Annotated in this window: 19 protein-coding genes; 2 read left to right on the forward strand and 17 right to left on the reverse strand. The window is 66.9% G+C overall.

The features are described from left to right. Window position 1: 1 nt before the first annotated feature. The 4 genes from NX782_RS10020 to argA all read right to left on the reverse strand — a co-directional run bounded on the left by NX782_RS10020 (window position 2) and on the right by argA (window position 5,016). Window positions 2–1,393: a T6SS immunity protein Tli4 family protein gene (locus NX782_RS10020; protein ID WP_258845302.1), complete on the reverse strand. Its 1,392-nt coding sequence runs from the start codon at window positions 1,391–1,393 to the stop codon at window positions 2–4. Continuing rightward, window positions 1,386–3,080 (reverse strand): alpha/beta fold hydrolase, encoded by a 1,695-nt coding sequence (locus NX782_RS10025; protein ID WP_258845303.1) that lies wholly within the window; start codon window positions 3,078–3,080, stop codon window positions 1,386–1,388. The genes NX782_RS10020 and NX782_RS10025 overlap by 8 nt, the downstream gene beginning before the upstream one ends. A 305-nt stretch (window positions 3,081–3,385) precedes the next feature. Further along, a complete protein-coding gene (locus NX782_RS10030; RefSeq protein ID WP_258845304.1) occupies window positions 3,386–3,658 on the reverse strand; it encodes an oxidative damage protection protein in 273 nt (90 codons plus the stop codon). Window positions 3,659–3,693: 35 nt separating this feature from the next. Then, window positions 3,694–5,016, reverse strand: coding sequence for an amino-acid N-acetyltransferase (argA, locus tag NX782_RS10035; RefSeq protein ID WP_370661783.1), 1,323 nt, complete (start codon window positions 5,014–5,016; stop codon window positions 3,694–3,696). 46 nt (window positions 5,017–5,062) lie between these two features. Between argA and hrpA the strand changes: the two genes are divergently transcribed. Beyond that, window positions 5,063–9,430, forward strand: coding sequence for an ATP-dependent RNA helicase HrpA (hrpA, locus tag NX782_RS10040; RefSeq protein WP_258845306.1), 4,368 nt, complete (start codon window positions 5,063–5,065; stop codon window positions 9,428–9,430). A gap of 19 nt (window positions 9,431–9,449) precedes the next feature. Here the strand turns inward: hrpA and NX782_RS10045 are convergent, their stop codons facing one another. Beyond that, window positions 9,450–10,181 carry a CPBP family glutamic-type intramembrane protease gene (locus tag NX782_RS10045; RefSeq protein WP_258845307.1) on the reverse strand — a complete coding sequence of 244 codons (732 nt, stop codon included), beginning with the start codon at window positions 10,179–10,181 and terminating at the stop codon, window positions 9,450–9,452. Between the two features lie 90 nt (window positions 10,182–10,271). Next, complete coding sequence (locus tag NX782_RS10050; RefSeq protein WP_258845308.1) at window positions 10,272–11,186, reverse strand: AraC family transcriptional regulator; 915 nt, start codon at window positions 11,184–11,186, stop codon at window positions 10,272–10,274. Between the two features lie 98 nt (window positions 11,187–11,284). Here NX782_RS10050 and NX782_RS10055 point away from each other — a divergent pair, with 98 nt between their 5' ends. Next, window positions 11,285–12,031: an SDR family oxidoreductase gene (locus tag NX782_RS10055; RefSeq protein ID WP_258845309.1), complete on the forward strand. Its 747-nt coding sequence runs from the start codon at window positions 11,285–11,287 to the stop codon at window positions 12,029–12,031. A gap of 15 nt (window positions 12,032–12,046) precedes the next feature. Here NX782_RS10055 and NX782_RS10060 read toward each other — a convergent pair whose 3' ends face one another. The 11 genes from NX782_RS10060 to yghU form a co-directional block, all read right to left on the reverse strand. After that, the gene (locus NX782_RS10060) at window positions 12,047–12,571 is read right to left on the reverse strand and encodes a DUF6622 family protein (protein ID WP_258845310.1); all 525 of its coding nucleotides are present in this window, start codon (window positions 12,569–12,571) and stop codon (window positions 12,047–12,049) included. Between the two features lie 125 nt (window positions 12,572–12,696). Beyond that, on the reverse strand, window positions 12,697–13,089 hold the full coding sequence (mnhG, locus tag NX782_RS10065) for a monovalent cation/H(+) antiporter subunit G (RefSeq protein ID WP_258845311.1): 393 nt from the start codon (window positions 13,087–13,089) through the stop codon (window positions 12,697–12,699). Further along, the gene (locus NX782_RS10070; protein ID WP_258845312.1) at window positions 13,086–13,364 is read right to left on the reverse strand and encodes a K+/H+ antiporter subunit F; all 279 of its coding nucleotides are present in this window, start codon (window positions 13,362–13,364) and stop codon (window positions 13,086–13,088) included. The genes mnhG and NX782_RS10070 overlap by 4 nt, the downstream gene beginning before the upstream one ends. Further along, entirely contained in the window at window positions 13,348–13,878 is a 531-nt protein-coding gene (locus NX782_RS10075) for a Na+/H+ antiporter subunit E (protein ID WP_258845313.1), read from the reverse strand. The genes NX782_RS10070 and NX782_RS10075 overlap by 17 nt, the downstream gene beginning before the upstream one ends. Further along, window positions 13,875–15,485 carry a monovalent cation/H+ antiporter subunit D gene (locus NX782_RS10080; RefSeq protein WP_258845314.1) on the reverse strand — a complete coding sequence of 537 codons (1,611 nt, stop codon included), beginning with the start codon at window positions 15,483–15,485 and terminating at the stop codon, window positions 13,875–13,877. Before NX782_RS10080 ends, NX782_RS10075 begins: the two co-directional genes overlap by 4 nt. Next, window positions 15,482–15,826, reverse strand: a complete 345-nt coding sequence (locus NX782_RS10085) for a Na+/H+ antiporter subunit C (RefSeq protein WP_258845315.1) — start codon at window positions 15,824–15,826, stop codon at window positions 15,482–15,484. Before NX782_RS10085 ends, NX782_RS10080 begins: the two co-directional genes overlap by 4 nt. Beyond that, window positions 15,826–18,756 (reverse strand): monovalent cation/H+ antiporter subunit A, encoded by a 2,931-nt coding sequence (locus NX782_RS10090; protein ID WP_258845316.1) that lies wholly within the window; start codon window positions 18,754–18,756, stop codon window positions 15,826–15,828. Before NX782_RS10090 ends, NX782_RS10085 begins: the two co-directional genes overlap by 1 nt. 3 nt (window positions 18,757–18,759) lie before the next feature. Next, window positions 18,760–19,614, reverse strand: coding sequence for a universal stress protein (locus NX782_RS10095; protein ID WP_258845317.1), 855 nt, complete (start codon window positions 19,612–19,614; stop codon window positions 18,760–18,762). A gap of 16 nt (window positions 19,615–19,630) precedes the next feature. Beyond that, a complete protein-coding gene (locus NX782_RS10100) occupies window positions 19,631–20,311 on the reverse strand; it encodes a PRC-barrel domain-containing protein (protein ID WP_258845318.1) in 681 nt (226 codons plus the stop codon). A gap of 103 nt (window positions 20,312–20,414) precedes the next feature. Then, window positions 20,415–21,446 carry an SDR family oxidoreductase gene (locus NX782_RS10105; RefSeq protein ID WP_258845319.1) on the reverse strand — a complete coding sequence of 344 codons (1,032 nt, stop codon included), beginning with the start codon at window positions 21,444–21,446 and terminating at the stop codon, window positions 20,415–20,417. A 67-nt stretch (window positions 21,447–21,513) separates the two neighbouring features. Further along, the gene (yghU, locus tag NX782_RS10110; protein WP_258845320.1) at window positions 21,514–22,368 is read right to left on the reverse strand and encodes a glutathione-dependent disulfide-bond oxidoreductase; all 855 of its coding nucleotides are present in this window, start codon (window positions 22,366–22,368) and stop codon (window positions 21,514–21,516) included. Window positions 22,369–22,407: the final 39 nt, after the last annotated feature.

Consider the following 22,407-nt stretch of genomic DNA (forward strand, 5'->3'; position numbering starts at 1 on the left):
CCTAGGCGCTATTCGCGGGGCCGGCACCGGCCGGCGGGACGGCCGGCAGCATGCGCACCCGGCTGCGGCGGTCGACCAGTGTCCAGCTGGTCGGCTGCTCGAGCCGGTAGCTGGCCTGGACGCCGCGCAGCTTGTTCCACAGCGTTTGTGGCCGCGACAGCAGTGCTTGCGGCATGCGCTGGCCCTTCGTCAGGAATTGGTGCTGCCCGCCCGCCACCCTGGCGCCCTTGGCGCCGTCCGGGCATTGCCACCAGCCGGTGACGGGACAGATATCGCCGGCAGAGGCGGTGTCGCCGGGCTTCGGACCCGGCGGCGCTTCGGGTTTTGCCGGCGGCGCACCGGTCGGACGTATCCGAATGCTGGACGAGATCTTGTCCCAGAGCTGGAGCAGGGCGTCTTCGCCGAGGAAGCTCGTCACCGGCCGGGCGCCGGCATGCACCGGATGACCGGTCGACATTTCGAGGTGCATGAAGGGGACGTAGACATTGTCCTCGGTGCCGGTGACTTCCCAGTTGAAGCCGAAGGTGTGCACGAAATTCAGCTCGGTCCAGCGCTCCGCCACTTCGCCGCCTTCGATACCGTTGATCGTGCGCTTGCCTTTTCTAAGCTTGTCCATCAGCGGCTTTTGCCACAGCGGCATTTCTGCATCGACCGCCGTATCGCGCGCGAGACGGTCTTCCTTGTCGGGTTCGGTACCGGCGCGCGTGGTGAGTGCGAGCGCAAGGTCGGGATGGTCCGGAAAGCCGGCAAAGATCGTGACCCCTTCCGTCAGCTCGGCCGGCAAAGGATCGACGAACATGCCGGGCCCGAAGCAGAAGCCGGCGGCAGTCGGCAGCTCTTTTGCCGGGACGAGCCGCAATTTGTCGATCAGCTTGCGCAAGTCGCCGACGAGCTCGGGATCATAGCCATCGGCTTTGAAATTGAAACTTTTCCCGTTCGAATGAACATAGGCTTCCAGTTTGACGCTCCTCCATTCCACGGGCCTGCCGTTTTCCTGTCCCTTGGTAATGCTTCGGCCGAATACGAGTATTTTTCCGACAAACCCGTTGTCGTTATACTGATCGAGTCTTTCCAGGTTTTTCTGACCAAGTTCGTTTCGTTCGCCCTCGATCTCGGTTTGTCTTGCCAAAACGCGTGCGTCGAATGCTTCCCTTGTTTCTTCCTGCCCTGAAACCCACAAGCCGTCGATGAAAACCTGACCGTATGAAAAGTCCATGGTGGCCGGCAAATCGATGAGGAACCTGCCAACACAAGCTGTTTTCATCTGCTCAGTGAGCTGTCCCACTGTGTAACGGTCCATCATCGAATTTCCTATGCCGTAAAGAAGATAAATCCCATAGAGTGCCGCCAGGACACCTAAAAATGGATGCACCTTCTTTTTGGGCTTATCCATTCTTGCCTAATTCCTGGACAGCTTTGACGATGCAGTAGCAAGTCAGCAGGATGCTGTCGCGATGCTTGTAGCTTTCCTGATGACGATAGCCATGCGTGGCAAACAAGGCCTTGACCTTGCCTTTCGGTCCCGCGCCGGATTGGTCCGGCACGGTATCGTCGCCCGTCGACTCTTGCTGCTCGACAGAAAAAGTAAGAACCATCCTGCCCTCGACTTCCACCTTGCGGCTACCGTCGGGGCCATGGTTCAAACATTTAGCGCTTCGAATATTTGCGGCAGTCACCGGCACCGATGCATCCGCGCCCGAGGCTTGCGCCACCCAGCGGATCTGCCCGTAACTCGGATGATTCTTATCCGCGCCGTAGTAAGCAAAGCTAGTGGGGTGGTAATAATCCGATAGCCAGTGGTGAAACTTTTCTGCGGCCGAGATGGCCTCGTTTATTTTCTTGGCCGCCTCGCCTTCTTTTTTGTATAGCTTGGCAGGATCGGCTAAACCCGGATTGATTAACCTATACCACGAGCTCATATCCCGATATAAATCGTAGGGATTCGGTTGAGATTCATTTGGTAAATGCAGGCAATCGTTGGCCGCGGTGCGACGTCCTCCGCTTGGCTGTTTTTGCATGACGCTGACGTGCAACCAGGGTGTCGGATGCAACTGGTTGGGCAGCAATTCGAGCGCCCCGGCCGACACCGCCATCACCGGGGTCGTATCCTCGGGCCGCCTGCCCGCGATGTCGGCGAATTTGCCGGCCTTGAAGTTATCGAGTTTGCCGTTGACCGGGCTGTCGCATTCGGTGCCGCAGGCCAGGCGGCGATAGGCAAGGGGCGCCCCGAGTGCCGGCATCACGCCGTGGATGACGCCCAAGATCTTGTCGGGAATACGTTTCGCGCAGGCACGCGCGACCAGTCCGCCCATCGAATGGGTGACGAGAATAACTTTATTGCATTCATGCTTACGGGCATTCCACCATTTGATGATGTCGTCGATGCGCTTTTCCAGGCGGATTGCCGATTCGCCGCAGGACCGCAACCAGTTGTAGCCACAGGCATAAATTGGATATTGGTATTCGGCATATTTTTCCAGCTCGCTTTCGGTCAGGGGCGCCACCGAGCGCGCCCCCCAGCGCTTGAGCGTGTCGCCTTCCATTGCCTGCATGACTTCTTTCCAGCGGCTACGGATATGCCGTTTATTGAGCGCATCAAATTGGAAAGTCATTTCCAAATGGCTTTGCAGTTCGAAGAGCAAGGTGCCATAGGAACCATTGAAGATTTCTCCCCAGCCGCGTTCGCGCATGACGCTCTTTTCCAGATAGCACGATCCAATGTCGAGATCGCCGCTATCGTCGACTTCCACATAGTCCGGATGAAGAATCAGCTGACGCATTTTCGGGCTTCGCTTTTTCCAATCGGCTGCATACAGAAGGGCGGCGCTATCGCTGTTTGGCGGCCGCCACGCCGGTTCGCCGGGCCTGAGCGGATAGCCCGACGGTAAAGCCACGTCGCGCCTGACCCGCAGATTCGTTCCCATGGTTCCCGGAATAAATATGACCGGAACAACTTTGTTAGAACCTTTGTACACCAGGCCGCGCGTCTTCAAACTGGTCGGCGTCAGAACTGTGCGTACATGGAGACTGCCGTCTTCATTGATTACAGGATCTTTTAATCTTCGCAATGGATCAGTCATGTTTGCCTTTCGCGATAAACGGGCTTTGCAGGCAATACAGACGCCTGGCGCTACCGTTCAGTTCCGATGAAGGCAAAACACACTTTAGATCGTAGGCAAAGGATGACCCGTGTAATCTGCAGGGCAGTAATTCCTTGCGTCAGGTATCGGTTTTAACCGAAATATTGCGAAGAAAAACTATTCGCAGGTCTATTGAGAAAGACGTCAGAAGGCTCGGCTTTCAAAAAGGAATGCCGGCTGGCGGAGAAATAAAGAAGGGAAGAAATGGGCAGCGCAGGACACGCTGCCCGAAAGGAATGCAGTGCTTACGCGGCCGGCGGCACGTAACCGGCGGCCTGGTCGGCACCTTCGCCGAAGAAATGGCGCTCCATCTGGGTCGCCAGGTACTTGCGGGCACGGGCGTCGGCCATGTTCAGGCGGTTTTCGTTGATCAGCATGGTCTGGTGCTTCAGCCAGCCCTGCCAGGCTTCCTTCGACACGCTTTCATAGATGCGCTTGCCCAGTTCGCCCGGGTAGGGCGGGAAGTCCAGGCCTTCGGCTTCCTTGTTCAGTTTGATGCAGTGGACGGTGCGCGCCATGTTCTTGCTCCTGGTTCGAAATCTGAAAAGGACAATTATAAGGTCTTGATGAAAATCTGCGACCGGCGCTGCCAGTTATACATGTGGGCGCGGTCCTTCGGCAGGTCGTCGACGGTGGCCGGCACGAAGCCGCGCTTCTTGAACCAGTGCGCGGTGCGGGTCGTCAGCACGAACAGGCGGGTCAACCCGGCGGCGCGGGCGCGGTTCTCGATATTCTTCAGGATGCGTTCGCCGTCGCCCTGGGTCTGGGCATCGGGGCTGACGGTCAGGCAAGCCATCTCGCCCATCTTCTCGCCCGGGAAGGGGTAGAGCGCGGCGCAGCCGAAGATCACGCCGTCGTGCTCGATCACCGAGAAATGGTCGATCTCACGTTCGATCAGCTCGCGCGGGCGCTTGACCAGGGTGCCGTCGGCTTCCAGCGGCTCGATGAGCTTGATAATTCCGCCGACGTCCTCAATTGTGGCCTGTCGCAGGCTTTCCAGGTTCTCGTGGCTGATCATGGTGCCCACGCCGTCGTGGGTGAACAGTTCGAGCAGGGCCGAGCCATCCATCTGGTAGGGCACGATGTGGGAGCGGTCGACGCCGCTGTGGCAGGCCTTGATCGCATGCTGCAGGTAGAACGACGCGTCGTTCGGCAGGAAGCCCGCTTGCAGCACCGCTTCGGCCTGGTGCGACGAGAGTTCGCGGATTTCGGCACCGGCAGCGTCGACCATCATCGGCGTTTCGGTGATGAAGATGAGCTTTTCGGCATGCAGGGCGATCGCCGCCTGCGCCGCCACGTCTTCCATGGTCAGGTTGAACACCTCGCCGGTGGGCGAGAAGCCGAGCGGCGACAGCAGCACGATGTTGTCTTCGGTCTGCAGGATCGGATGGATCTTCTCGGCCGCGATCTTGCGCGTGACGCCGGTCAGTTCGAAGTCGACGCCGTCGATCACGCCGAGCGGGCGCGCGGTCACGAAGTTGCCCGAGACGACGCTGATATGGGCATTCGACATCGGCGTGTTCGGCAAACCCTGGCTGAAGGCCGCTTCGATGTCCAGGCGCAGTTCGCCGGCGGCTTCCTTCGCGCATTCCATGGCGGCGCCGTCGGTGATGCGCACGCCGTTGTGGAAGCGGCCCTCGACGTTGCGCAGGCCGAGCTGTTCGGCCACCTGGGGCCGCGAGCCGTGCACCAGCACCACGCGGATGCCGAGGCCGACCAGCAGGGACAGGTCCTGGGCCAGTACCGGCAGGGCGCCGGCGGCCACGAGTTCACCGGGGAAGGCGACGACGAAAGTCTTGCCGCCGAACGCATGAATATACGGCGCGACCGAGCGCAGCCACTGGACGAATTGGGTAGGGTTTTCCATTTGCCGCATTATAATTGGCTGCGCGACTTGCGCACCAAATACCTTGTAAAAATCAATGTCTGAACAGAGTAACAAGCCTTCGCCGAGCCCGGCGCGCGCAGCTTCCCCCGATGCCACTTCGAACCCGTCCCGCAAGGACGCGGGGCGCGCCGACACGCGTGCGCCGCTGACCAGGACGAACGAGCTGCAGGCGAAGCCGGAACGGCCGCACCGCGAGGCCGGCGAGCGCAATGCCGGCCAGCGCGGCGATGGTCGCCAGGGAGGCGGCCGGCAGGAGGCCGGGCAGGGTGGCCGCAGCGCTGCGCAGGATGCAGGCAGAGGCCGCGGCCCACGCGCCCAGGCGCCCGCAAACGCGCTGGCGAATGCGCTTGCGGAAGCACGCGTGCGCGCACCGGCTGCGGCTCCGCAGGGCGGCGAAGGCAATCGGCAAGGCAAAGCCGGCGGCGAACGTCCGCCGCGCGAAGGCGCCCGTGGCGAGCAGCCACGCGGTGAACGCAAGCCCCCAATGCGCACGCCGCTCCCCGCCATCGTCTTCCCCGAAGACCTGCCGGTATCAAGCCGCCGTCACGAGATCGCCGAGGCGCTGCAGAAGCACCAGGTCATCATCGTGTCCGGCGAAACCGGTTCCGGCAAGACCACCCAGCTGCCGAAGATCTGCCTGGAACTGGGCCGCGGCGAGAAGGGCATGATCGGCCACACGCAGCCGCGCCGTATCGCCGCATCGAGCACCGCCAAGCGCATCGCCCACGAGCTGGGCACGCCGCTGGGCGAGCACGTGGGCTACAAGGTCCGCTTCAACGACACGCTGCAGCCGGGCGCCTGGGTCAAGCTGATGACCGACGGTATCCTGCTGGCCGAGACCCAGACCGACCCGCTGCTGAAGGCCTACGACACGATCATCATCGACGAGGCCCACGAACGCAGCCTGAACATCGACTTCCTGCTCGGCTACCTGAAGCAGATCCTGCCGCGCCGTCCGGACCTGAAGGTGATCATTACCTCGGCGACCATCGACGCCGAACGCTTCGCGCGCCATTTCGGCACGCAGGACAAGCCGGTGCCGGTGATCGAAGTCTCGGGCCGCTTGTACAAGGTCGAGGTGCGCTACCGTCCGGTCGACCGCGATCCGGTGTCCGCGCCCGCAGGCAGCAGCGACGCCGGCAAGCCGGTATCGAAAGCCCAGGCCGCGCGCGACAAGCGCGACCTGATCGATGCCGTGGTCGATGGCGTCGACGAGTTGTGCCGCCTGGGACAAGGCGACGTGCTGGTGTTCCTGCCCGGCGAGCGCGAGATCCGCGACTGCGCCGAAGCCTTGCGCAAGCAGCATCCGCCGCACGTCGAGATCCTGCCGTTGTTCGCGCGCTTGTCGGTTGAGGAGCAGGACCGCGTCTTCAAGACCACCAACGCGCGCCGTATCGTGCTGGCGACCAACGTGGCCGAGACTTCGCTGACCGTGCCCGGCATCCGCTACGTGGTCGATTCCGGCCTGGCCCGCGTTAAACGCTACAGCTACCGCAACAAGGTCGAGCAGCTGCAGGTGGAAAGCATCGCGCAGTCCGCCGCCAACCAGCGCGCCGGCCGCTGCGGCCGCGTGGCCGACGGCGTCTGCATCCGCCTGTACGAGGAAGACGATTTCCTGCAGCGCCCGAAATTCACGGACCCGGAAATCCTGCGCTCTTCGCTGGCCTCCGTCATCCTGCGCATGAAGTCGCTGCACCTGACGGACGTCGAGACCTTCCCGTTCGTCGAACCGCCGCAGGGCCGCGCGATCGCCGACGGCTACCAGCTGCTGCAGGAGCTGGGCGCGGTCGACGATGCCAACGAACTGACGCCGATGGGGCGCAAGCTGGCCAAGCTGCCGCTCGACCCGCGCGTGGGCCGCATGATCCTGGCCGCGGTCGATAACCACTGCCTGACCGAGATGCTGATCATCGCCTCGGCGCTGTCGGTGCAGGACCCGCGCGACCGGCCGATGGAGTACCAGCAGCAGGCCGACGAGAAGCACAAGAAATTCGCCGACGAGAAGAGCGAGTTCCTCAGCTATATCAAGATCTGGCGCTGGTTCGAGCAGGCCATCGAGCACAAGAAGACCAACCGCCAGCTGCAGGAAAACTGCCGCGAGAACTTCCTCTCGCAGCTGCGCCTGCGCGAGTGGCGCGACGTGCATTCGCAGCTGCTCACCATCGTCAGGGAGCAGGGCTGGCGCCTCTCCGAAGCCGAGGCCACCTACGAGCAGCTGCACATGGCGCTGCTGACCGGCCTGCTGGGCAACATCGGCTACAAGATGGAAGACGACAGCGCCTACCTCGGCGCACGCGGCATCAAATTCAACATCTGGCCCGGTTCCTCGCTCGGCAAGAAGGCCGGTAAATGGGTGATGGCGGCCGAACTGGTCGAGACCACGCGCCTGTACGCGCGCACGCTGGCGCAGATCCAGCCCGAGTGGGTCGAAAAGATCGGCGCGCACCTGCTGAAGAAATCCTGGGGCGAGCCGCGCTGGGAAAAGCGCAGCGCCCAGGTGACGGCGAGCGAGCGCGCGACCCTGTACGGCATCGTCGTCTACAGCCAGCGACGCATCAACTACGCCAACATCAATCCGCAGGAAGCGCGCGAGATCCTGATCCGCGACGCGCTGGTGGCGGGCGATTACGAAACGCGTGCGCCTTTCTTCGCGCACAACCACAAACTGATCCGCGAGATCGAGAACCTCGAGCACAAGTCGCGGCGCCTCGACGTGCTGGTCGACGACCAGCTGATCGCGGCCTTCTACGACAAGGAGATCCCGGGCGACATCGTCAACGGCGCCGGTTTCGAGAAGTGGTACAAGGACGCCTCGCGCGACAATCCCAAGCTGCTGTTCCTGAACAAGGAAGAGCTGATGCGCCACGAGGCGGCCGGCGTCACCACCGAGCTGTTCCCGAAGACGATGAACGTCACCGGCATCGAGATGGGCTTGAGCTACCACTTCGAGCCGGGCAGCCCGCGCGACGGCGTCACGCTCACGGTGCCGCTGTTCGCGCTGAACCAGATCCCGCAGGAGCGCCCGGGCTGGCTGGTGCCGGGCATGCTGAAGGAGAAGGTGCAGCTGCTGCTGAAGTCCCTGCCGCAGAAGCTGCGCCGCCACTGCGTGCCGCTGCCGGACTATGCGGCCGGCTTCTTCGACCGCAATCAGGACCCGGTGCGCTTCGGCCGCGGCGACCTGATCGACGCGCTGATCGCCGACATCCACCAGCACACCAGCGCGCGCGTGCTGACCACCGACTTCAAGCTGGAGACCCTGCCGGCCCACCTGTCGATGAATTTCAAGGTGGTCGACGAGCATGGCCGCCAGCTCGACATGGGCCGCAACCTGGCCACGCTGCAGGCGGAGCTGGGCGGCCAGGCGCGCCAGAGCTTCCAGCGCATGGCGGAGAGTTCGCCGGCGGCCGTGGCCAGCGGCCAGGCGCGGGCGCAGGCGGCGTTCGGCAAGCCGGGGGCCGCGGCGCCCGCGGCGGCCGCGCCTGCCCCGGCCGCGAAAGGCAAGGGCGCCGCACCCGCGCCCGCGGCGCAGGCACCGGCCAACACCGGCGTCAGCCAGCATACCAACATCACCGCCTGGACCTTCGGCGAGCTGCCGGAACTGCTGGAGATCAACCAGGGCAAGCTGACCCTGATCGGCTTCCCGGCCCTGGTCGACAAGGGCACGCACTGCGACCTCGAAGTCTTCGACGACCCCAACGTGGCCGCGCGCACCCATCGCGCCGGCCTGCGCCGCCTGTTCGCGCTGCAGCTGAAGGACCAGCTGAAGTTCGCGGAAAAGAACGTGCCTGGCATGCAGCAGATGGGCATGCAGTTCATGTCGGTCGGTTCGCCTGAGGAGCTGCGCGAGCAGATCGTCAACAAGGCGATCGATATCGCCTGCCTGCAGGACCCGCTACCGCATGACGCAGCCTCCTTCAACAAGCGCAAGGACGAGGGCAAGGGCCGCATCGGCCTCCTGATCAACGAGATCGCGCGTCTGGTGGGGCAGGTGCTGGCCGAGTTCCACGGCATGCCGAAGCGCCTGCAGAACCTGCCGCAAGCCGTGGCCGCCGACATGCAGGCGCAATTGAAGGAACTCGTGCACAAGCGCTTCGTTGCCGACACCGAGTACAGCCAGCTGGCGCACTTCCCGCGCTACCTGAAGGCGATGAACGTGCGACTCGAAAAGCTGCGCACCAACACGGCGCGCGACACCCAGCTGATGGCGGAGTGGCAGAGCGCGGCCAGCCAGTTCCAGCGCACCATCAAGAACCAGCCGATGAAGAATCTCGATCCGCGCATGACGGACTTCCGCTGGATGCTGGAAGAGCTGCGCGTCTCGCTGTTCGCGCAGGAGCTGCGCACGCCGATGCCGGTGTCGAGCAAGCGCCTGCAGAAGGTGTGGGAGTCGATGCTACGCTGAGCACGCGCGCCGGCGCGGCTCAGGCGGATGCCGCGCCGGCCGCCGCCCGTTCCTGGATTCGCCGGACCGAGAACAGCATCGACACCGGCGCCGCCGCGTGCAGAACGATCAGCCACCACAGGCTGCCGCTGAGCGCATAGCCGACCGTGAAGGCCAGCGATACCGCGATCGACCCCGCGAACTGCCGCGGATTCTTGTAGCCATGCGCGGCGCCGTAGGCCGCGGCGGCCAGCGCCACCGCAAGCGGCAGGCCGGTCAGCGGCGGCAGCAGCAGCAGCAGGTAGCCGCGGAACAGGACTTCCCAGGTTGCCGTCATGAGGACCGTTATCAGCAGATAGGTGGCGGTCTCGAAGGGCGTGCGCGGCATCGCGAAGGGCAGCTCGCGTACCTGCGCTTCCTGCCTGGCGCGCTGCGCTGGCGTCATCCTGCGCTCCATCCGCTTGCTGGCGATGTGCAGGGCGAGCAGCACGACGCCGGCGACGGCCAGGCCGCACAGGGCGGCGAAGGAGTCCGGAAATGCCAGGCCGAGGTCGAAGGCGGTGTGTTCGCCGAGACGCATGACCAGCACCAGCACGGCCAGCAGCACCAGCACCAGGCGGGCCTGCCGCCAGTATGCCTGCAAGGGAGAGCGTGGCGGCCTGCGCGGCGCGGCATGCTGGCTGCGCCACAGCCTTTGGCAGGGGAACACGACCAGCAGGTAGAACGTGAAGAGCAGGTCGGGCAGGTACGGAAGTTGGATACTGTTGGCCATGCTCGACAATAACAGGCGCAAGGGCCGAAAAAATCCGCGCTTTGTCACACCGCAGGGGCGAATGGCCGGGCAGCGTTCGCGCTGCGCTCCTCAAGCATGCGCCGCAGCCTGCGGCAGATCGCGTCCGAAACGTGCCGGCGGCACGCCGACATGACGGGTAAACGCCGTACTGAAGGCGCTGGCGGAACCGTAGCCGACCCGTTCGGCCACTTCCGCCACGCCGCCTTCCTGCCGGCGCAGCAGATCCTTGGCCAGGGCCATGCGCCAGCCCAGCAGGTAGGCTATCGGCGCCATGCCGACCTCGCGGTTGAAGCGCTCGAAGAAGGCCGAGCGCGACATCGCCGCTTCCTTCGCCAGCGCGGCCACGGTCCAGGCCTGCGTCGGCTGCGCGTGCATCTTCTTGATCGCGGCCGCCAGTCTTTCGTCGGCCAGTCCGCGGACCAGCCCCGGCGAGGCCGTGCTGCCGGTGCCGGCGCGCAGCGCTTCGATCAGCAGGATTTCGAGCAGGTGCGCCAGCACCACGTCGCGCGCCGGCCGCTGCGCGCGCGATTCGTCCCGCAACAGGGCCACATAGGTCGCCAGCCGGTCTTCGCCGCGCACGTGGACGAGCCGCGGCAGCAGCGACACCAGCAGGCTCGCATCCGGCGCGCCGAATTCGCAATAGCCGACCAACAGCCGCACGTCCGGCGGGCCGTCGGTCCTGCCGTGGCGGATCTCGCCATGCGGCAGGCGCACCGGCTCCGCGGGCTCGTCGACGGGGCCGTGCGCCAGGCTGGACATCGTGAATCCGGCAGCGGCCGGCAGCAGCACGAAGTCGCCCGCATGCAGGGACAGTGCCGGATGTTCGTCCGGGGCGAGATGGCAGCTGCCTTCGAGGACGGCGCAGAAGAAGGGCCGCCCGTATTCCTCGCGCCGCACGCTCCATGCGCCGGCGCCGCCAACCAGCTTCGAATACGGTGCCGTCGGCTGCAGCAGGGCGACGATCTCGGCAAATGGGTCTGTCATTCCGGACTCCCGCGCATGAATAATGGATTTTCCATTATAGCCAGTACGGCGCTGGCCAGCTATCGTGATGCTTCACCCATCGCGAAAGGAGTCCCACCATGAAAACCATCCTGATTACCGGCTGCTCGTCCGGCTTTGGCCTGGAAATCGCCAGGCATTTCCTGGCACAAGGCTGGAAGGTCGTCGCCACCATGCGCACGCCGCGCGAGGATATCCTGGCGGCGTCCGAGCACCTGCGCGTGCTGGCGCTGGATGTCACGGACCGCACCAGCATCCTGCGCGCCGTGGAGGCCGCGGGGCCGGTCGATGTGCTCGTCAACAATGCGGGCATCGGCCTGATGGGCGCCTTCGAAGGCACGACGATGGACACGGTGCGCGAAGTCTTCGAGACCAATACCTTCGGCACGCTGGCCATGACGCAGGCGCTGCTGCCGCAGTTCCGCGCACGCCGCGCCGGTGCGATCGTGAACGTCTCATCGAGCACGACCCTGCTGGCGCTGCCGCTGCTGTCCGTCTACACCGCCAGCAAGGCGGCGGTGAATGCCTTTACCGAGTCGGTGGCGCTGGAGCTGGCCGAATTCGGCATACGCGTCAGCCTGGTGCTGCCCGGCCGCTCGCCGGAGACGCCGTTCAGCCGGAACGCCCAGGCGCGCATGCAGGAAGCCATTCCCGAGGCGTATGCCGGTTTCGCCGAGCGGGTCTTTGCCGGCCGCGCGGAAGGCGGCCCGGTCACCCATGCGGCCGACGTGGTGCAGGCCGTGTGGCGTGCGGCGACCGATGCGGCGTCGCCGCTGCGCCTGCCGGCCGGCGCGGATGCGGAGGCGCTGGCCAACACACAGCGCTGACGAACCGAAGTCGGCTCAGGCCCGCACCGCATGGGTGGGGACAGCCGCCTGACCGATCCCGCGCAGCGCCGCCACGTCGCGCGCCAGGCGGCCCAGGAAGCAGCCGTTGAAGACGCCGAACAGCGCGCACACGCCGGCCGCCACCAGCGCGTCATGGCGCGCATGCGGCAGGACGGCCAGCAGCACCGCGGCCGCGTACTTGGTGAAGAACACCGCCATCATCATCGCCAGCGGCACCCGGCTGCCGCGCACGATCACGCTGCCGGGCGTGGCGCCGGGCGCGGTGCGGCTGCGGCCGAACTTCCATACCAGCAGCGCCGTTCCCGCCGCTGCCGCGGCCCAGGCGGCCAGCGCGATCGCATTCGCTCCGAATTTCACCAGCACGTCCTGCAGCGACAGCGCCAGCATGACGGCGGGCACGATGAACAGGCTGCGCAGCTTCATCTCGCGCTGGCGCAGGGCGGCGGTGCCGCGCCAGACCAGCACGGCGAGGATGGCCCAGACGTAGGCGGGGGTGTGCATCACGATTTGCTGCAGCATGGCGGTCTCCGTTGCGTGGTTAAGTTGAGGCCACTGTGCCCGAAGGGAAGCGGGAAGGAGACGGCATGCGACGAATGGCGCAGTGCCGGCGCCAGATGCAGCCGGACGGCGCGAAATGCGCGCCGCTATTCGCCCGCGGGCGGCGCCGGATACACGCCGCCGGCGGTCACGCCCGCATCCAGCCTGCGTGCGCGCAGGTCGCGGTAGACGGCGGCGCGCATCAGCAGCATCGAGACCACCGGCGCGGTCATCAGGAGGAACACGGCGATGATCAGTTCATGCACCACCGGGCGCGATTGCGCGGCCGTGAAGACCACCATCGACGCCAGCAGGATCGAGCCGGTGCCGAGGGTGATCGTGATTGCCGGTCCGTGGATGCGCTGGTAGAAGGTATGCAGGCGCAGCAGGCCGAGTGCGCCGATCAGCACGATGCTGGCGCCGATGACCAGCAGCAGCGCCGCCACGCCCAGCGCCCACGGCGGCGCCTGGTCCAGTCCGTGCATGCCGAGCCAGTTCATTCGATGATCTCCCCGCGCATCAGGAACTTGGTCAGCGCAACGGTCGAGACGAAGCCGAGCAGGGCGATCAGCATCGCGGCTTCGAAATACACCTGGGAGCCGTAGCGGATGCCGAGCACCAGCGACAGCAGCATGCCGCACATCCACAAGGTGTCGAGCGCCAGCACGCGGTCGTGCGCCGAGGGGCCGGCCAGCAGGCGCAGGGTGCACAGCAGCATGGCTGCCAGCACGCACACGAGCGCATAGCCGACGGCGAGTTCAAGCAGGGTCGCCATGAGGGGGAGCCTCCGTTTCGAAGATGTCGATCAAGGGTTGTTCGTAGCGGTTCTTGATGGTGGCGATCCACCATTGCACGTCGTGCAGGTCGAACACGTGCAGCGACAGCTCGTAGCGTTCCGGCAGGATCTCGACCCAGACCGTGCCCGGAGTCATGTTGATCAGGCAGGAAAGCAGGGCCAGGCCGTGCGGATCGCGCAGCGTCAGCGGCACCCGGATGAATTGCGAATTGACGCCGGCGTAGTCGGCAAACAGGATGATCCGGCACACGCTGAAGCAGGAGCGCACCACCTCCACCGAGGCCATCGCCAGCAGGCGCACCAGGGCCAGGAACTGGGCCAGGGTGCGCAGGCGCGGGTAGCCGAGCGGCTGCAGCCTGCGGGTCAGCAGCGGCGCCGCGATGCCCAGCGCCGCGCCCAGCAACAGGTGGGCGGGCGCCACGGTCTGGTTCAGCAGCAGCCACAGCACCAGCAGGCCCAGCGAGATGAAGGGGTAGGGCAGCCAGCGCATCATGGCGCCTCCGCGGCGGCCGGCTGCGGCACGGGCGAGGGCACCACCGGCTGGCCCAGCACGCGGCCGATGTAATCCTGCGGGCGGTGGATGCCCTCGCTGGCACGGTCCAGCCAGGCGAACACCGATCCCGCCTCGACCGTCATGAAGACCGACAGCCCGAGCAGGAACAGCACCGGCAGCACTTCCGAGCGGTGCAGTTTGGGCGGCGCGGCGCCGCTGTTGGCCCAGAAGGTGCGCACCCCGAAACGCATCATCGACAGCACCGACACCAGGCCGGAGCCGATGATCAGCGCCATCAGCGTCCAGCCGGCGGCGGCGATCGTGCCCTGCGGCGGATTGAGCAGCGCATGGAACAGGCTGAACTTGGCGACGAAGCCGGACAGCGGCGGCAGGCCGGCGATCACCATCGCGCAGGCGGCGAAGGACAGCGCCAGGAAGGCCATCGCCGCCGGCACGCCGCGCCCGACCGGCTCGTCCGGCTTGTCCTCGACGGCCCAGGCTTCCAGCGTCACCGCCAGCACCGAGGCGTGCGGCGTGCGGATCCGCTCGATCAGTTCGATCAGCAGCAGGAAGGCGGCGATCGCCAGCGTCGAGCCGGCCAGGTAGTACAAGGCGCCCGCGACCAGCGTCGCCTGGCCGTAGCCGATCACGGCGAGCAGCGTGCCGGAGGAGACCACCGCGCCATAGCCGGCCAGGCGCCCGGCGTTATCGCTGGAGAGCATGCCGGCGGCGCCGAATACGATGGTCGCCATGCCGCCCCACAGCAGGGCGTCGTGGCCGAAGCCGGCCTGCGGAAACAGCAGCAGCCACAGGCGCAGGATGGCGTAGGCGCCGACCTTGGTCATCAGCACCAGCATCGCCGCCACCGGCGGCGAGGCGGCGGCATAGGTGGTCGGCAGCCAGAAGCCGAGCGGCCACATCGCGCTCTTGATCAGGAAGGCCAGCGCCAGCACGGTGGCGCCGATCTCGAACAGGCCGCGGGCGCCGGGCGCCAGGCCGGCCATGCGCGCCGCCAGGTCGGACATGTTGAGGGTGCCGGCGGCCGCATAGATCAGCGCGGCGCCGATCAGGAACAGCAGCGAGGCCGCCAGGTTGATCGCGATGTACTGCATGCTGGCGCGCAGCCGCTCGGCGTTATAGCCGTGCAGGACCAGGCCGTAGGAAGCGGCCAGCATGACTTCGAAGAACACGAACAGGTTGAACAGGTCGTGGGTCAGGAAGGCGCCGTTGATGCCCATCAGCAGGAATTGGAACAGCGAATGGAAATGCACGCCGATCCTGCCCCAGCGCAGCCGCGCGAAGTGCAGCGCGGCCAGCGCCAGCAGCGCGGTGAGCAGCAGCATCAGCGCCGCCAGGCGGTCGGCCACCAGCGCGATCCCGAACGGCGCCGCCCAGTTGGCGGCCAGGTAGACGCCGATGCCGTGCTGCCAGTAGCCGCCATCGGTGAGCGCGGCCAGCGCCAGCGCGCTCGCCAGCATGCCCAGCACCGAGGCGTAGCCGAGCGCGAACTTGAGCCGGTGCCAGCCCTCGGTCAGCGGCACCAGCACGGCGCCGCACAGCAGCGGCAGCAGCACCGGCGCCAGCAGCAGGTGGTCGAGCGGCGTCATGGCTCGGGCTCCCTGCCGTCGACGTGGTCGGTGCCGGTCAGGCCGCGCGAGCCGATCATCACCACCAGGTAGAGCGCGGTGGTGGCGAAGCCGATCACGATCGCGGTCAGCACCAGCGCCTGGGGCAGCGGATCGGCCAGCGCGGCGGGGTCGGGCGCGCTGCCGGCCGGCGTCAGCGGCGGGCGGTCGATCCACAGGCGGCCGACGATGAAGATGAACAGGTTGACCGCATACGACATCAGCATCAGCCCGCACAGCACCTGGAAGCTGCGCGGCCGCAGCACCAGCCAGATGCCGGCGCCGAACACGACCCCGATCGCGATCGCGATGACAGCTTCCATTACTGGATCTCCTTGGTGGGCGGCAGGGCCGACGGCGCCGGCGCGCGCCCGCTGCCGGCCGGCAGGCGGTGGCTGCGCAGCGACTGGTGCGCCAGCGCCACCAGGATCAGCATGGTCGCGCCGACCACCGCCAGGAACACGCCGAGGTCGAACAGGAAGGCGCTCGGCACGTGGATCTCGCCCAGCAGCGGCAGCGTCAGGTGGGCGGTATGGCTGGTCAGGAAGGGATAGCCGACCAGCCAGGCGCCCAGGCCGGTGCCGCAGGCGATGCCCAGGCCCGAGGCGATCCAGCGGTGCGGGCGCAGGCGCAGGCGGTTTTCGACCCAGTCGGTGCCGGCCACCATGTACTGCACGATCAGCGCGGTGGCGAAGATCAGGCCGGCGACGAAGCCGCCGCCGGGCAGGTTATGGCCGCGCATGAAGAAATAGGCGGCCACCAGGCCCATCACCGGCAGCAGCGCGCGCATATAGACCCCGGCGATCATCAGGTAGCCGCTGCCGGCCTGCTGCGCCGGCGTCTGGCCCACCGCCGGATCGGCGTCGCTGGCCTGCTGCAGCGGGATCGCCACGCTTTCGGGCGCCGGCCGGAAGCGCCGCAGCAGCGCATACACGGTCAGCGCGACCACGCCCAGCACGGTGATTTCGCCCATCGTGTCGAAGCCGCGGAAGTCGACCAGCAGCACATTCACCACGTTGGCGCCGCCGCCTTCCGGCAGCGCGCGCAGCACGTAGAAGTCGCTGATGCTGCGCCCCGCCGGGCGGGTCAGCACGACGTGGCTGAGGGCCGCCAACCCCAGCCCGCCGGCCAGCGCCAGCAGCAGGTCGCGCCCGCGCCGGAACTGGGTCGAGGCCGGTGCCGGCCCGGCCAGCGCGGCCGGCTGGCGGCGCAGCGGCAGCCAGCGCAGGCCGAGCAGGATCAGCACCGTGGTCACGGTTTCGACCATCAGCTGGGTCAGCGCCAGGTCCGGCGCCGACAGCCACAGGAAGCTGATGCTGGTGGCGATGCCGGTGCCGCCGACCATCACCAGGGCCGCCATGCGGTGGTATTTGGCCTTCCAGGCCGCCGCCACCGCGCAGGCGGCGCCGATCAGCCACAGCGATGCGAAGCGCGGATCGAAGTCGGCCAGCTGCAGCCGCGGCCAGTCCGGCAGCGGCCGCGCCAGCAGCAGCGGCGCCGCCACCAGCACCACGACCAGGATCCGGAATTGCGGCTGCAGCCGGCGCGTGGCGGTCCAGCGGATCAGCCAGGCCGCCCCCAGGCTGAGCCACTGCATGACGTTCTCGTAGGCTTGCGCGCCCTTCAGGCGGTGCAGCAGCGGCACGTCGGTGCGCTGGCGCAGGTTGGCGCGGCGGCGCAGGAAGACGTAGAACAGGCAGCCGCCGAGCAGCGCCACGCCGCTCATCAGCAGCGGCAGGTTGACACCGTGCCAGATTGCCAGGTCGTATTCCGGCATGCCCGGGCCCAGCACCGCGTGCGCGGCCACCGCCAGCACGTCGCCGATCGTGCGCTGCGGCAGCACACCGACCGCGATGCACAGCACCACCAGGCACTCGACCGGAAAGCGCATCCAGCGCGGCGGCTCGTGGACCGTGTGCGCGGGACGCGGCAGCCGGTCCTGGGCCAGCGGACCGAAGAACACGCCGATGAAGCGCAGCGAATAGGCGACGCTGAAAATGCCCATCAAGGTGGCCGCCACCGCCAGCGACCAGTCCTCGGTGCCGCCCACCAGCGCCGCCTCGGCAAAGAACATCTCTTTCGACAGGAAACCGTTCAGCAGCGGGACCCCGGCCATGGCGGCGCTGGCGACGACCGCCAGCGCCGCCGTATAGGGCATGGCCTTGCCGAGCCCGCGCAGGATGCGCATGTCGCGCGTGCCGGTCTCGTGGTCGACGATGCCGACCGCCATGAACAGCGAAGCCTTGAAGATCGCGTGGTTCATGGTGTGGAACACCGCGGCGATCACCGACAGCGGCGTGCCGATGCCGAGCAGCACCGTGATCAGGCCGAGGTGGCTGATGGTCGAGTAGGCCAGCAAGCCCTTCATGTCGTGCTGGAAGATCGCATAGAAGCTGCCCAGCAGCAGCGTGCAGAGGCCGGCGCCGCCGATGAGCCAGGTCCAGGCTTCGGTGCCCGACAGCGCCGGCCACAGGCGCATCAGCAGGAACACGCCGGCCTTGACCATGGTGGCCGAATGCAGGTAGGCCGAGACCGGGGTCGGCGCGGCCATCGCATGCGGCAGCCAGAAGTGGAAGGGGAATTGCGCGCTCTTGGTCAGGGCGCCGAGCGCGATCAGCACCAGCGCCGCCGGATACAGCGCATGGGCCTGGATGCGGCTGGCCGCCGCCAGCACGGCCTCGAGCTCGTAGCTGCCGGCGATGTGGCCGAGGATCAGCATGCCGGCCAGCAGGCACAGTCCGCCCGCCGTGGTCACGGTAAAGGCCATGCGCGCGCCGCGCCGGGCGTCGTTGCGCTGCTGCCAATATCCTATCAAGAGGAAGGAGGTAAAGCTGGTCAGTTCCCAGAACACCACCAGCTGGATCAGGTTGCCGGACAGGACCACGCCCAGCATCGAGCCCATGAAGGCCAGCATGCAAGCGAAGAAGCGCGCCAGCGGGTCGTCGCGCGACATGTAGTAGCGCGCATAGACCAGCACCAGCAGGCCAATGCCCAGCACGATCACGCTGAACAGCCAGGCCAGCCCGTCCATCCGCCAGACCAGGTCGAGGCCGGCCTCGGGCAGCCAGGCCGCGCGCATCCTCAAGACCTCGCCGCCGGCGATGCGCCCGAACTGGGCGATGGTGAGCAGCAGTGCCGCCAGCGTCGCGATGGCGGCAGCGGCGGCCGGCCGCGTACGCGAGCCGCCCGGCATGCACAGGGCGACGAAGGCGCCGACGAAAGGAAGCAGGACCAGGGTGGGCAGCAGCGGCATCGGTCAGGGCGCGGCTGGAACCAGCATGGTGTCGCAACTGAAGTCCTGCAGCAGGTGCTCGCGCCGGCTGCCGGCCAGCAGCCGCAGCAGCGCCGGTTCGGTGTGGAGCCCCAGCACCGCGAGGTCGACCGCATTGGTGCGGGCGAAGCCGGTCAGGAGCGGTTCGGGATCGCCCTCGGCGATCACGGTCTCGATATGCGCACGCACGGCCGGCGGCAGGCCGCAGTCGTCCAGGAAGCGCTCCATCGCGTCATGCTGCGCGGCGCCGCTCTCCAGCAGGTCGTTGGGGACATGGGCGTGGAAGGCGACGATGCGGCGGCCGGGAAAGATCGCCGCCGCCATGCGCAACGCCAGCCGCGAAGTCGGCGAGCCGTCGATGGCGACCAGGATATTGGCATAGCTGCCGCGCACGCGCCGCCGCACCACCAGCAGCGGCTGCGTCAGCCCGCGCGCCAGCCGCTCGACCGTGGAGCCGAGGATGTGGTGGCCCAGCGTTTCCTTGCGCGAGCTGCCGGTAACGACCAGATAATCCGGCAGCGCAGCCGCGGCGGCGAGGATGGTGTCGTCCACGCGGCCGGCGAGGAAGCGCTGGTTCACCTGCATGCCGCTGCTCTGGAATTCCTGTGCGATCTCGACCCTGGCGGCATGGGCTTCGCGCTCCAGTCCGCGGCTGCCGTCGAGCCAGTCGCCAACCGCGCCCGGCTCCTGCGGCGACTCGTACACGGTCAGCACCTCGAGCGCTGCGCCGAATTCCGCGGCCAGCTGCTTGGCGCGTTCGAGCGGCCGGTCGCAGCGGGGACTCAGGTCGGTTGCAAGCAACAAGCCCGGCAAGCCGGGGCGGCTGAAATCAAGATGCATGCCTGACTGGGACCCCTCAGCCGATATTGCTGCCGCGGATTCTGCTCAGGTCGGTGTCGTCGCCCTGGTTGCCGGCGCGCGGATCGGTGCTGCCGCCGGTGCCCGAGCCGAGATCGCCCGCACCCGCGCCGCCGCCGATTCCGGCTGCTACGCCGGCGCCGGTCGCCGTGCCAGCACCACCCGCATGGCCAGCGCCGAGTCCGCCCATTCCGGCGCCCATGCCGGACATCGAGCCGGCGCCGCCCGGCATGCCGCGCATCGCCACGTCAGGTCCCATGCTGGGGGCGCCGCCGCGCTGCGGGTCGGTGCCGTAGAAAGAATGGATCTGGTTCGCCCACTGGGCGTCGGCCATGTCGGGCCAGGCATCCTTGTCGAAGCCGGGGGCGTTCTGCAGGCGGTCCTTGTCGACGTCGAGCACGAAGCGGTGGTTGACGGTGTCCAGATGCAGGGCCTGCCAGGGCACGGCGAACAGCTTCTCGCCCATGCCGAGGAAGCCGCCGAAGGCCAGCACCGCATAGGCGACTTGGCCGGTGCTCATGTCGAGCATGATCTCCTTGATGTCGCCCAGGTCTTCGTTGGCGCCGTTGACGACGCTGTCGCCGAGCAGGGTGTCGGCGCCCATCAGGGCAGGGCCGGGTCCGGCGCTGCCGGTGGTGTTCTTGTACATCCCGTATTTGTCGCGGTCTGCATAGCTCATGACAGTCTCCTGGTGTTGCGGGTTATCGGATCGATCCGATCAGGGTAAAAGGCAGGGCGCTTGCGTATTTGAGGATGATCAATTGTGCCAAGGTCGAAACAGCTCAGGGATTGCCGGTCCCGCCGGCCACCCCGTACACCTGTCCGGTGGTATAGCTGGCGTCGGCAGCGGCCAGTGCCACATAGGCTGGCGCCAGCTCGGCCGGCTGGGCCGGACGCTTCATCGGCGAATCGGCACCGAACTTTTCCAGGTTGCTCTGGGTCTGGCCGCCGGTGACCTGCAGCGGCGTCCACACCGGTCCCGGCGCCACCGCGTTCACGCGGATGCCCTTGTCCGCCAGCTGCTTGGCCAGCGACTTGGTGAAGGCCACCTGGGCCGCCTTGGTCTGGGAATAGGCCAGCAGGTTGGCCGAGGGCGAGTAGGCCTGCACCGAAGCCGTGGTGATGATGCTGGCGCCCGGCGGCAGGTGCGGCACCGCCGCCTTGGTAATCCAGAACAGCGCGTACAGGTTGGTCTTGAAATGCCAGTCCAGCTCGGCCGTGGTGAGCTCGAGGATGGAGTCGATCGACTGCTGGCGCGCGGCGTTGTTGACCAAAATATCGAGCCCGCCCAGCTGGCGCACGGCCTGCTCCACCATCTTCTTGCAGAAGGCTTCGTCGCGGATGTCGCCGGGCAGCGCGACGGCATTGCGGCCGGCCTGGCGGATCAGGGCCACGACTTCGCGCGCATCCGCTTCCTCGGCCGGCAGGTAGCCGATCGCCACGTCCGCACCCTCGCGCGCGAAGGCGATCGCCACCGCGCGGCCGATGCCGGAATCGCCGCCGGTGATGAGTGCGCGCCGTCCCGCCAGGCGGCCGCTGCCGCGGTAGGTGGTTTCGCCATGGTCGGGGCGCGGCGTCATCTTGCCGGCCAGGCCGGGCCAGTCCTGCTTCTGGCGCGGGAAGGGCGGGGCGGGATAGGGCGGCGGCGTCAGGGAACGGGGCGCGGCGGCTGCTTGCGGGCTGGCGCCCTGGGATTGGGCCAGGGCCGGCGCGGCGGCGATGCCGGCGGCCACGGTGCCGACGAAGCGGCGGCGCGAAGCATGCACTTCGGCGCCGTCGTCAGGCTTGCGGTCGGGGTGGTCGTTGGTATCCATACCGCGAGTCTAGCCGCGAACCCAGCAGGGGCGCGCCAGCTAGCCCGCAGGCAACGAGACCGGCGGATCAGTCGAGATCGGATGCGTCGTGGCGCTCGGCCACCATCTCTTCCGGCTTGCCGCGCACGCGGTTGACCTTGCGCCCGCGCATCACTGCCGGGCGCGCCGCCACCTCGTCGGCCCAGCGCCGCACCTGCTGGTAATTGTGCACCGACAGGAATTCGGCGGCGTCGTACAGCTCGCCCAGCACCAGGGCGCCGTACCAGGGCCAGATCGCCATGTCGGCGATGGTGTACTCGTCGCCGGCGACGAAACGGCGCTCGGCCAGCAGGCGGTCCAGCACGTCGAGCTGGCGCTTGGTTTCCATCGCGTAGCGGTTGATCGGGTACTCCAGTTTTTCCGGCGCGTAGGCGTAGAAGTGGCCGAAGCCGCCGCCGACGAAAGGCGCGGAGCCCATCTGCCACATCAGCCAGTTGAAGGTCTCGGTCCTGGCCGGCAGGGCCGAGGGCAGGAAGGCGCCGAATTTTTCGGCCAGGTAGACCAGGATCGAACCCGATTCGAACACGCGCACCGGTTTTTCGCCGCTGCGGTCGACCAGGGCCGGGATCTTCGAGTTCGGGTTGATGTCGACGAAGCCGCTGCCGAACTGGGCGCCTTCGCCGATCTTGATCAGCCAGGCATCGTATTCGGCACCGGTGTGGCCGGCGGCCAGCAGCTCCTCGAGCATGATCGTGACCTTCTGCCCGTTCGGCGTGCCCAGCGAATACAGCTGCAGCGGATGCTTGCCGATCGGCAGTTCCAGCTCATGGGTCGCGCCGGCGACCGGGCGGTTGATGTTGGCGAAGGCGCCGCCCGACGGCGTGGCGGGCGACCAGACCCGTGGCGGAACGTAGGTCGAGAAGGGGTTCGTGCTGCCGGTCATTGTTTTCTCCTTGTTTGCATGCGATCGAGGAGATGGATG

It is taken from the genome of Massilia norwichensis, from assembly GCF_024753245.1.
Classification (GTDB): Bacteria; Pseudomonadota; Gammaproteobacteria; order Burkholderiales; family Burkholderiaceae_D; genus Telluria; species Telluria norwichensis.

Coding starts and splice junctions, on each gene's coding strand:
- NX782_RS10075 (WP_258845313.1), bottom strand. CDS start 13,878: ATGATGCGCTGGCTGCCCTACCCCTTCATCTCGCTGGGCCTGCTGGTG.
- yghU (WP_258845320.1), bottom strand. CDS start 22,368: ATGACCGGCAGCACGAACCCCTTCTCGACCTACGTTCCGCCACGGGTC.
- NX782_RS10050 (WP_258845308.1), bottom strand. CDS start 11,186: ATGACAGACCCATTTGCCGAGATCGTCGCCCTGCTGCAGCCGACGGCA.
- argA (WP_370661783.1), bottom strand. CDS start 5,016: ATGCGGCAAATGGAAAACCCTACCCAATTCGTCCAGTGGCTGCGCTCG.
- NX782_RS10020 (WP_258845302.1), bottom strand. CDS start 1,393: ATGGATAAGCCCAAAAAGAAGGTGCATCCATTTTTAGGTGTCCTGGCG.
- mnhG (WP_258845311.1), bottom strand. CDS start 13,089: ATGAACTGGCTCGGCATGCACGGACTGGACCAGGCGCCGCCGTGGGCG.
- NX782_RS10095 (WP_258845317.1), bottom strand. CDS start 19,614: ATGCATCTTGATTTCAGCCGCCCCGGCTTGCCGGGCTTGTTGCTTGCA.
- NX782_RS10090 (WP_258845316.1), bottom strand. CDS start 18,756: ATGCCGCTGCTGCCCACCCTGGTCCTGCTTCCTTTCGTCGGCGCCTTC.
- NX782_RS10105 (WP_258845319.1), bottom strand. CDS start 21,446: ATGGATACCAACGACCACCCCGACCGCAAGCCTGACGACGGCGCCGAA.
- NX782_RS10030 (WP_258845304.1), bottom strand. CDS start 3,658: ATGGCGCGCACCGTCCACTGCATCAAACTGAACAAGGAAGCCGAAGGC.
- hrpA (WP_258845306.1), top strand. CDS start 5,063: ATGTCTGAACAGAGTAACAAGCCTTCGCCGAGCCCGGCGCGCGCAGCT.
- NX782_RS10060 (WP_258845310.1), bottom strand. CDS start 12,571: ATGCTGCAGCAAATCGTGATGCACACCCCCGCCTACGTCTGGGCCATC.
- NX782_RS10080 (WP_258845314.1), bottom strand. CDS start 15,485: ATGACGCCGCTCGACCACCTGCTGCTGGCGCCGGTGCTGCTGCCGCTG.
- NX782_RS10055 (WP_258845309.1), top strand. CDS start 11,285: ATGAAAACCATCCTGATTACCGGCTGCTCGTCCGGCTTTGGCCTGGAA.
- NX782_RS10070 (WP_258845312.1), bottom strand. CDS start 13,364: ATGGCGACCCTGCTTGAACTCGCCGTCGGCTATGCGCTCGTGTGCGTG.
- NX782_RS10085 (WP_258845315.1), bottom strand. CDS start 15,826: ATGGAAGCTGTCATCGCGATCGCGATCGGGGTCGTGTTCGGCGCCGGC.
- NX782_RS10100 (WP_258845318.1), bottom strand. CDS start 20,311: ATGAGCTATGCAGACCGCGACAAATACGGGATGTACAAGAACACCACC.
- NX782_RS10025 (WP_258845303.1), bottom strand. CDS start 3,080: ATGACTGATCCATTGCGAAGATTAAAAGATCCTGTAATCAATGAAGAC.
- NX782_RS10045 (WP_258845307.1), bottom strand. CDS start 10,181: ATGGCCAACAGTATCCAACTTCCGTACCTGCCCGACCTGCTCTTCACG.